This window comes from Streptomyces calidiresistens (genome assembly GCF_014141525.1).
GTDB classification, from domain to species: Bacteria; Actinomycetota; Actinomycetes; order Streptomycetales; family Streptomycetaceae; genus Streptomyces; species Streptomyces calidiresistens.
The window spans coordinates 1-9176 of record NZ_VKHS01000138.1 but is presented as its reverse complement, the minus strand read 5'-3'; the positions used below and the strand labels follow the sequence as shown (position 1 = coordinate 9176).

Annotated in this window: 8 protein-coding genes and 1 pseudogene; 4 read left to right on the top strand and 5 right to left on the bottom strand. The window is 75.4% G+C overall.

Annotated elements, in window-relative coordinates; translation table 11 throughout:
• Positions 1 to 1429 (top strand): glycoside hydrolase family 15 protein (locus FOE67_RS08665; protein ID WP_182662166.1); only part of this gene is annotated, 1429 nt, incomplete at its 5' end.
• 216 nt (positions 1430 to 1645) lie between these two features.
• Here FOE67_RS08665 and FOE67_RS08660 read toward each other — a convergent pair.
• Positions 1646 to 2764: an NAD-dependent epimerase/dehydratase family protein gene (locus tag FOE67_RS08660; protein ID WP_323384516.1), complete on the bottom strand. Its 1119-nt coding sequence runs from the start codon at positions 2762 to 2764 to the stop codon at positions 1646 to 1648.
• 121 nt (positions 2765 to 2885) lie between these two features.
• Positions 2886 to 4079: a zinc-dependent alcohol dehydrogenase gene (locus FOE67_RS08655; RefSeq protein ID WP_182662164.1), complete on the bottom strand. Its 1194-nt coding sequence runs from the start codon at positions 4077 to 4079 to the stop codon at positions 2886 to 2888.
• Between the two features lie 290 nt (positions 4080 to 4369).
• Between FOE67_RS08655 and FOE67_RS08650 the strand changes: the two genes are divergently transcribed.
• Both FOE67_RS08650 and FOE67_RS08645 read left to right on the top strand, forming a co-directional pair.
• The gene (locus FOE67_RS08650) at positions 4370 to 5047 is read left to right on the top strand and encodes a methyltransferase (RefSeq protein WP_323384513.1); all 678 of its coding nucleotides are present in this window, start codon (positions 4370 to 4372) and stop codon (positions 5045 to 5047) included.
• A gap of 139 nt (positions 5048 to 5186) precedes the next feature.
• On the top strand, positions 5187 to 5366 hold the full coding sequence (locus FOE67_RS08645) for a CDGSH iron-sulfur domain-containing protein (RefSeq protein WP_182662162.1): 180 nt from the start codon (positions 5187 to 5189) through the stop codon (positions 5364 to 5366).
• A 28-nt stretch (positions 5367 to 5394) separates the two neighbouring features.
• On the opposite strand, the gene FOE67_RS08640 is transcribed toward FOE67_RS08645, so the two are convergent.
• On the bottom strand, positions 5395 to 6303 hold the full coding sequence (locus tag FOE67_RS08640) for a DMT family transporter (RefSeq protein ID WP_182662160.1): 909 nt from the start codon (positions 6301 to 6303) through the stop codon (positions 5395 to 5397).
• Here FOE67_RS08640 and FOE67_RS08635 point away from each other — a divergent pair.
• Positions 6302 to 7807, top strand: coding sequence for an aminotransferase-like domain-containing protein (locus FOE67_RS08635; RefSeq protein WP_182662158.1), 1506 nt, complete (start codon positions 6302 to 6304; stop codon positions 7805 to 7807). The two genes, FOE67_RS08640 and FOE67_RS08635, sit on opposite strands and share 2 nt — an antisense overlap.
• 75 nt (positions 7808 to 7882) lie before the next feature.
• Here the strand turns inward: FOE67_RS08635 and FOE67_RS08630 are convergent, their stop codons facing one another.
• The gene (locus FOE67_RS08630) at positions 7883 to 8989 is read right to left on the bottom strand and encodes an iron-containing redox enzyme family protein (RefSeq protein WP_182662156.1); all 1107 of its coding nucleotides are present in this window, start codon (positions 8987 to 8989) and stop codon (positions 7883 to 7885) included.
• Positions 8982 to 9176, bottom strand: a pseudogene (locus FOE67_RS29095) (universal stress protein); the annotation flags it as partial. The pseudogene FOE67_RS29095 and the gene FOE67_RS08630, both read right to left, overlap by 8 nt.

The following is a 9176-nucleotide window of genomic DNA, read 5'->3' as shown; positions in this document are numbered from 1 at the left end:
GATGTGTATAAGAGACAGCCCCCACACCCCGGCCCCCGCCTCCGACGGCGACGGCGTCCTGCGGGCGGAGGTGGAGTTGACCGAGGGGGAGGGAGCCACCTTCCTGCTGGGGTACCGGGGCGAGCCGCGCCCCGGTCTCGACCCCGCCGCGGGCGGGCAACTGGCGGAGGAGACCACCGCCGCCTGGCAGAGCTGGTCCGACCGAGCCTCCTACGACGGGCCCGCCGCCGACCTGGTGCGCCGGGGCGGGGTGGTCCTGCGCGGTCTGCTGTCCGACGAGACCGGCGGCCTGCTCGCCGCCCCCACCACCTCGTTGCCCGAGTGGATCGGCGGAACCCGGAACTGGGACTACCGCTACGTCTGGCACCGGGACGCCGCGCTGGTGGTCCTGGTCCTGCTGCGTCTGGGGCACGAGGAGGAGGCGGAGCGCTACCTGCGCTTCGCGCTCAACGGGTGCGTGGACCGCAGCGAGCGGATGGAGCCGATGCTGAAGCTGGACGGCACCACCCGCATCGACGAGAGCGAACTGGAGCACCTGGAGGGCTACGCCCGCTCCCGCCCGGTACGGGTGGGCAACGAGGCGTACGAGCAGCACCAGATGGACTCCTACGGGCACGTGCTCGACGCCGCCTACACCTTCCAGCAGGTCACCGGACGCCTCACCGACCGGGACCTGGCGGAGCTGTGGCGGCTGACCGACATCCTCGCCGGGATCTGGCGCGAGCCGGACCACGGGCTGTGGGAGGCGCGCGGGGAACCGCGCCACTGGACCTACTCGCGCCTGTACTCCTGGCTGGCGCTGGACCGGGGCGTGCGACTGGCCGAACTGTGCGGGGAGACCGGGGTCCCGGTGGACCGCTGGCGGGCCGAACGGGACGCGGTCCGCGCCGACCTGCTGGAACACGGCTGGGACGAGGAGGTCGGCGCCTTCGTCCAGGCCTACGGCGAACGGGGCATGGACGCCGCCCTGCTGCACCTGTCCCTGCAGGGCTTCATCGAAGGCGACGACCCCCGGATGGTGGCCACCATCGACCGGATCGCCGAGGAACTGGGCGACGGGGACCACCTGATCCACCGTTACGACCACAAGGTGACCGGCGACGGGTTCGAGGAGCCCGAGGGCGCCTTCCTGATGTGCTCCTTCGACATGGTCTCCGCCCTGGTCCTGGCCGGGCGGACCGAGGAGGCCCAACGCCGTTTCGACGCGCTGTGCGAGCAGGCCGGGCCCTTCGGGCTGTACTCGGAGCAGATGGGGGGCGACGGCACCTTCCTGGGCAACTACCCGCAGGCCTTCACCCATCTGGCACTGATCGAGGCGGCCATGAACCTGGAGGCCGCCGAACACCGGGACGCGCTGCACTCCTGGGCGGAGCGGCGCGGCAGGGAGCGCGCGGAGCGGGCGGAGGGCGACCACGCGGCGGAGGACTGAGGGGCCGGCCCGCGGGACGTCTTCTCTCCCCCGCGGGCCGCTCGCCCGGGCCGCCGGTGCCCCGGTCCCGCCCACCGTCCGGTGGCCGCCGTTTCCCGCGTCGAGCGGGGAACGGCGGCCACCGGGTTCGTTCCCGTGTCCCCCGGTTCCCGGGGTCACCCACGGGATCACGGATTCCGCGAACCGCGGTGAGGACCCCGCCCGGCGGGAACCGGCTCAGGGCACCCGACCGGGCCCCTTGGCCATCTCCTCCGCGCGCCCACCGGGCAGCCGGGAGCGCAGCGGCGGGGTGGGGCCGCCGGCGGCGTCCCGCAGGCCGCCGAGCAGGGCCGCCACGGTCTCCCGGGCGTCACGGCGCGGCGTCCAGCCCAGTTCCTCGCGCGCCCGCGAGCAGTCCATCACCGGCAGCCGCACCATCGTGTCGAAGAGGGCGGGCGAGGCCGGGGTGAGACGGGCGGTCCAGGCCGCCGTCAGCGCGGCCCGGAGCGCCGTGAGCGGCACGGTCCTCGGGGTGGTGTCCAGCAGGTTGGCCAGGTCCCCGGTGTCCAGGACCGGTTCGGTGGCCAGGTTGAAGGCACCGCGCACCGGTCGGTGCAGTGCCAGCCGCCACGCCTCGGCCGCGTCGTCGGTGTGCAGCACCTGCAGTCGCAGGCCGGGGATGTTCGGCAGCAGCGGCAGCAGGCCGGGGCGGAGCAGGCCGCCCGGGACCAACGGACCGAGGAAGAGCCGGCGCTGCTGGGAGGCCGATTCCCGCTTGAACAGGAACGCCGGACGCATCCGCACCACCCGCACCTCCGGGTGGTCCCGCTCGAAGATGTCCAGGAGCCGTTCCTGGTAGGCCTTCTCGCGGCTGTAGGCCGCGGTGGGACGGCCGTGGGTGGAGGCGTCCTCCCGCACCACCGGGCGCTCGCGACGCCGTGAGGGCGGCGGACCGGAGGTGTAGGCCGCGACGGAGGAGGCGCACAACACGGCCGGCACCCCCGCCCGGGCGACCGCGCGCAGCACCCGCTCCGTTCCCCCCACGTTGGTGCGCCAGGTGATCATCGGGTCGCGGGCGGGTTGCAGGAGCCAGCCCAGGTGGACGACCGCGTCCATCCCCCGCAGCGCCTCCTCCAGGGCGCGGACGGCGGCCGGGCGGGGGTCGCCCAGGTCCACGGGCCACCACGAGGTCTTCTCGGGGGCGCGGTCGGGGACGCGGCGGGCCAGTCCGCGCACGGCCGCGATCGCCGGGTCGGCGGCCAGGGCGCGCAGCAGACCGGTGCCCACGTTTCCGGTGGCGCCGATGACGGCGACCCGCAGGCCCTCGCCGGACCCTCCGACGGGTGATGCGTTCACGGGATGTCCCCCTTCGTCCGGGGTGGGTGGAACCGGTGGCGGGCGGCCCCGCGGAGGCGTCGGGCCCGTTCGCCGTTCCCCGGCGCGCAGCCGGGGAACGGCGAACGGGCGGCTCCGGGGGTCAGGGGCGGAAGACGATCTTCACGGCGCCGTCCTCCTTGTGCTGGAACATCTCGTAGGCGCGCGGCGCCTCCGAGAGCGGCAGGTGGTGGGTGGCGAAGTCGTCCACCCCCAGCGGGTCCCCGGAGCCCTCCAGCAGCGGGATGATCTCCGGTGTCCAGCGGCGGACGTTGGCCTGCCCCATGCGCAGGGTGATCTGCTTGTCGAAGAGGGTGAGCATCGGCAGCGGATCGGCCTCCCCTCCGTAGACGCCGCTGAGGGAGATGGTGCCGCCGCGGCGGACCAGGCCGATGGCCAGGTGCAGGGCGGCCAGGCGGTCGATACCGGCGGTGGTGAACACCTTCTCGGCCAGCTTGCCGGGGAGTATGCCGCCGGCGGTCTGGGCCAGCTTCCCCACCGGGCTGCCGTGCGCCTCCATGCCGACCGCGTCGATGACGGAGTCCGGGCCGCGACCGCCGGTGCGGTCCCGGATCTCGGCGATGATCTCCTCCGTGTCGTCGAGGTCGGTGGGATCGAGGGTCTCCACCCCGCGCGCCCTCGCCCGCTCGCGGCGCTCGGGGACGGGGTCGATGCCGATCACCTTCGCGGCCCCGCGGTGCAGGGCGATGCGGCAGGCCATGTCACCGATGGGCCCCAACCCCAGGACCGCCAGGGTGCCGCCGGGCGGCAGGTCGGCGTACTCCACCGCCTGCCAGGCGGTGGGCAGCACGTCGGACAGGTACAGGTAGCGGTCGTCCTCCACCCCGTCGGGGACCTTGATCGGTCCGTAGTCGGCGTGCGGCACGCGCAGGTACTCCGCCTGGGCGCCCGGCACCGAGCCGTAGAGCTTGGTGTAGCCGAACAGCGCCGCCCCGGAGCCCTGTTCGCGCACCTGGGTGGTCTCGCACTGCGTCTGCAGACCGCGTTCGCACATGAAGCAACGACCGCAGGAGATCTGGAAGGGCACCACCACCCGGTCCCCGGGGGCGAGGTCACCCACCCCGGAGCCCACTTCCTCCACCACGCCCATGGGTTCGTGGCCGAGGATGTCGCCGGGCGTCAGGAACGGTCCCATCACCTCGTACAGGTGCAGGTCGGAGCCGCACAGACCGCTGGATGTCACACGGATGATCGCGTCGGTGGGTTCCTCCACCCGCGGGTCGGGAACCTCCTCCACCCGCACGTCCCGCTTTCCGTGCCACACGGTCGCCTTCATGGATCTCTCCTCCGCGTCGTGGTCGATGCCCGGCCGCCCTCCGGCACCCGGGGGGGGCCGACGGCGTGCCGGACGGACCGGACGGGCTCCGCCGTCCGGCGGCGTTCGCCCCTCCTCCGCCCGGTTGTCTGCGGGTACCCGGCACATCCCCCTTCACTCGTGTTCGCCCCCTTCGCGGGGCTTTCGGGATGATTCGGCCCGCCCTCGCCGCCGGGGTCCGCGGGGGCTCCCCGGCCCCTTCCCGGTGGGGCCGGCGGGGCCCGGGGGAACGGGAGGGGTTTGGGAAACCCGTGATCGGTGACTCGCCCCTCATGCCGTTGTTGAGAGCTCCGGGGGTGTACGCGCCGCAGCAGGACACCTGGTTGCTGCGCGAGGCGTTGGCGGATTCCGGCCTGGCGGCCGGGGCCCGGGTGGTGGACCTGTGCACCGGCACGGGGGTCCTGGCGATGGAGGCGCTGCGCCTGGGGGCGCGGGAGGCCCGGGCGTTCGACGCCTCCGGTCGGGCCGTCCTCACGGCCCGCTGCAACGCGTGGTTGAGCGGGCTTCCGGTGCGGGTCAGTCGTGGCGAGATGGCGCTGGCGGGGCGGGACGGGCGCCGCTTCGACGTCGTGTTGGCCAACCCGCCGTACGTGCCCGGTCCCGATGCCCTCCCGCCGCGCCGGGGTGCGCGCAGGGCGTGGGAGGGCGGTCCGGACGGCAGGATGCTGGTGGATCGGGTCTGCACCCTGGCCCCCTCGCTGCTGCGACGGTCGGGAACCCTGCTGATGGTGCACTCCAAGGTGTGCGGGCCCGCGCGCACGGTGCGCCTGTTGCGCCGGCAGGGCATGCGCGCCGAGGTGGTGGCGGGCATGGTGCTGCCCTTCGGACCGGTGATGCGCCGGCGGGCGGCCTGGCTGGAGGGCGCGGGGCTGATCCGCCCCGGTCAGCGCACGGAGGAACTGGTGGTGGTCCGTGCCGACCTGGCGTGATCCGGACGGGGTGCCCGAGGCCGGCGCGGGGGGCGGGGCCCCGGACGGCCCGCCCGACCCGGGGCACCGGGAGGCCCCGCGCCCCCGGGGGACGCGTGCCCCGGCACCCGCCCCTCGCGGTGGCGGGTGCCGGATCCGGATGCTGCCCGGTGAACCGCTGCTGGTGGAGGGGCCGGTCACCGTGGAGCTGCCGGACGGACGGGTGGAGACCTCCGACCGGATGACGGTGGCGATCTGCGTGTGCGGGCGCAGCGCCCGGCATCCGTGGTGCGACGCGAGTCACCGCGAGACCCGCCCCCGCCGCCCGGGCGAGGAGTGAACGGGTACCGGGCCGGGGCCCGCCCCCGTCAGGAGCGGGCGCGTTGGGTGACCACGATGCAGCCCAGGACGATCACCGCCACGAGGGGCGCGGACGCGGGGAGCCGTTCCCCCATCAGCCCAACCGCCCACAGCAGGGTCAGGAGCGGTTGGGCGAGTTGCAACTGACCGGCCCGGGGCACGCCGATCAGCGCCATGCCCCGGTACCACAGGACGAACCCGCCGAACTGCGAGACGGCGGCCAGGTAGAGCAGCCCGGCGATCGCGCCCGGCCCGGGGTGCGCGGTCTCCGTCACCGCCGCCCCGGCCGTCAGCACGGCGCAGACGGGCAGGGCCACGACCGCGGCCCAGGCGATGACCTGCCACCCCGGCAGGTGCGAGGCGAGTCGACCGCCCCGGGCGTAACCGGCGGCGGCCGCCAGGACCGCGGCGAAGAGGTACCCGTCGCCCGGGGTCGGCGCCCCGCCGGCCCGCCCGAGGGTGAAGGCGAGCACCGCGGCGGCCCCGATCCCGGCGGCCGTCCAGAAGGCGCGCGAGGGGCGCCCACCGGTCAGGACCGAGGAGATGATGGCGGTGGCCAGGGGGAGGATCCCGATGACCACGGCGGAGTGTCCGGTGTCGGTGGTCCGCAGGGCGAGGGCGGTGAGCAGGGGGAAACCGATCACGCAGCCGGCGGAGACCGTCAGGAGGTCGGGGAGGTGACGGCGTTCGGGCGGGGGGACCCGGGCCGCGAGCAGGCAGGCCGCCGCGAGGAGTCCCGCCAGCAGGCCCCGCGCGCCGGTGACCGTCCAGGGTCCGAACCCCTCCAGGGCCAGTGCCGTGGCGGGGAAGCTCAGCGAGAAGGAGACGACGGCGAGGGCGGCCGCGAGGGTTCCGCCGCTCACCCCCGCCGGAACCGTTACCGCTCTTGGACGGGTAGCGCTATCCTGGGCTCTCATGAAACAGGGTAGCAGTGTGGAGCGATTGCTCGTCGAGCTGCGCGAGGAGCTGAACCGCTACTCGGAAGGGGAGAAACTACCCTCCAGCCGCGAGCTGGTGGCACGGTACGGGGTCGGCCCCGTGACCGTCTCCCGGGCGATCTCCTCCCTGGCCGCCGAGGGCCTGGTGGTCCCCCGCCCCGGCGCCGGGGTCTTCAGGGCCGCCGCGCGCCGCGCGTCGCCCACCACCGGCGACCTCTCCTGGCAGGAGGTGGCCCTGAGCGCGGACCCGCCGCGCAGCGCCGCCGACGTCGGCCCCCGCGGGGTGGACGCGAGCGGCCTCCTGGCCACCCTCGTCGCCCCCTCCCCCGAGGTCATCGACCTCAACAGCGGCTACCCGCACGCGGCCCTGCGGCCCGAGCGCGCCCTGGCCGCCGCCCTGGCCCGGGCCGGGCGCAGACCGGGAACCTGGTCCCGTCCGCCGGTGGAGGGACTGACCGAACTGCGGGAGTGGTTCGCCCGCGACATCGGTGGCCCCACCGGTGCCCTCTCCGCCTCCGACGTGCTGATCTCCGGCGGGGGCCAGAGCGCGCTGACCACCGCCCTGCGCGCCCTCGCCCCGCCCGGCTCCCCCGTGCTGGTGGAATCACCCACCTATCCCGGCACCCTCGCCGTCGCCCGCGCCGCCGGGCTGCGGCCGGTGCCGGTGCCGGTGGACGGGGACGGGGTGCGCACGGAACTGCTGGCCGACGCGTTCGCCGCCACCCGGGCCAGGCTGTTCGTCTGCCAACCGTTGTTCCACAACCCCACCGGCGCCGTCCTCTCGGCGCCCCGGCGGGCCGAGGTGCTGCGCGTGGCCCGGGCGGCCGGCGCCTTCGTCGTCGAGGACGACTTCGCCCGCCGACTGGTGCACGCCGACTCGCCGGCGCCCCCGCCGCCGCTGGCCGCCGCCGACCCGGACGGGGTCGTCGTCCATGTCCGCTCGCTGACCAAGGCGACCTCGCCCAGCCTGCGGATCGGCGCCCTGACCGCGCGGGGGCCGGCCCGCGAGCGACTGCGCGCCGTCCAGGTGATCGACGGTCTGCTCGTCCCCCGGCCGTTGCAGGAGACCGCCCTCGAACTGGTCGGCTCCCCCGCCTGGACCCGCCATCTGCGTTCGCTCGCGGAGGCGCTGCGCGAACGCCGCGCGACCCTGCTGGCCGCGCTGGGCGGGTCCCTGCCCGATCTGGTGCCCCGGAGGCCGCCCGGCGGCGGCTACCACCTGTGGCTGCGACTGCCCGACGGCACGGACGAGCGCGAGGTGGTCGCCTCCGCCCTGCGCCACGGGGTGGCGGTCACCGCCGGCGGACCCTACTTCGCCGCCGAACCCCCCGCCCCGCACCTGCGGCTGAGCCACGTGGGGGTGCCCGGTCCGGGGCATCTGGAGGAGGGCGTCCGACGGCTGCGCCGGGTGCTGCTCGGGGACGCCCCGCGCCCCGCGGGACACCCGCCCGTCCCCGACCGGGACGACCGCGGCGCGGGGTGAGCCCCCGGGCCCGCCGGACGGGGACTCCGCGCCCCGCCGCCCGGCGGGCCCGCGCCGCGGTGATCGACCGGACCCTCAGGCAGCGACCCGGGTCCCACCCGCCCGCAGGGGGCCGAGGAGGGAACTGCGGTCCCGGGTCCAGGCCTCCAGCATCACCCGTCCCAGCTTCGCCTCCAGGAAACCGGTGGCCCGGATGCCGAAGACGACGTCCGCCCGCAACTCCGGTTCGCGTTCCAGCAGATCGGCGATGACGTCGTGCCGCATGAGCTGCTCGTGGACGGCGTCCGCCTCCACGTGCTCGGTGTAGAAACGCACGCACCGCTCGGGGGCACCCATCCGCTGCAGGGCACGGGCCAGTCGCCGCGCGGACGGCGGAGTGGTGATCTCGGCCGCCGCGAAGTGCCCCACCAGCGCGCCGCGCAGGGTGCGGTGCAGACCGAACAGCGACATCAGGTTGACCACCGCGAGCGCGGGCGCCGGCACGACGTCCACGTACGCCAGATAGCCGGACTCCAGCCCGGCTCCCTCCAGCAGTTCGGCGAAGAGGTGGGCGTGGATGCGGTCGGCCCGCCCCCCGCCGTACTCGTCGAACTCCACGGCGACCAGCGCGGCCTTGGCCCGGCCGGTCAGGCGCGGGATGGCCCAGGCGTGCGGATCGGCCTCCTTGAGGTGGTAGATCGAGCGGTGCACCAGGTACTCGCGCATCTGCCACCACTCCCCCGAGCGGGAGAGGTACCGGGAGACCCCGGCGCCCCCGGGCGGCTCGGTGAGCAGGTCCTCCAGGGCGCCGCGCAGATCGGTGTCGTCCGGCAGGTCGGCGCGCAGTGCGGTGAGGAAGCGCTCCTCCAGGGCTGCCCGCAGGCTCAGCAGCGCCGGATCCCACTCGCGGTCCGGGTGGACGTCCGCGAAGCCCCGGTAGTGGAGCTCGTAGCAGACGTGGAGGGCCAGGTGGAGGTCGCCGCCGTAGGGGTCGGCGGCGGCTATCTCGGCCGTCAGCTCCGGCGCCACGGCGGGCGCGCCGTCGGAACCGGGGGCGGGCGGCTCGGGACCCAGAAGGGCGAGAACGGCCTCCCCCAGCGGTCCCCGGGTGCGGGGCAGGGAGGGCGCCGGTACCCCCTCCGGGGTCGTGGGACGGCGCCCGGCGCCGGAGGTGACGGGACGGGTGAGGATCTGCTCAGGCATGTGGCGGCTCCTGGCCCCGCGACGGGCTCGCGGGATCGAAGTGGAAGGGCGACGGGAGGTCCTCCCGTCGTGCCTCCGGCTCCGGCGGCGCTGCCGGGCTCGGCGTGCCGGCGGCGGTGCCGGCGGGGGTGGGGGTGCGCCGGCGCACCGGCGCGCCGACACCCGCGGGGGTGTCGGGAATCCCTGT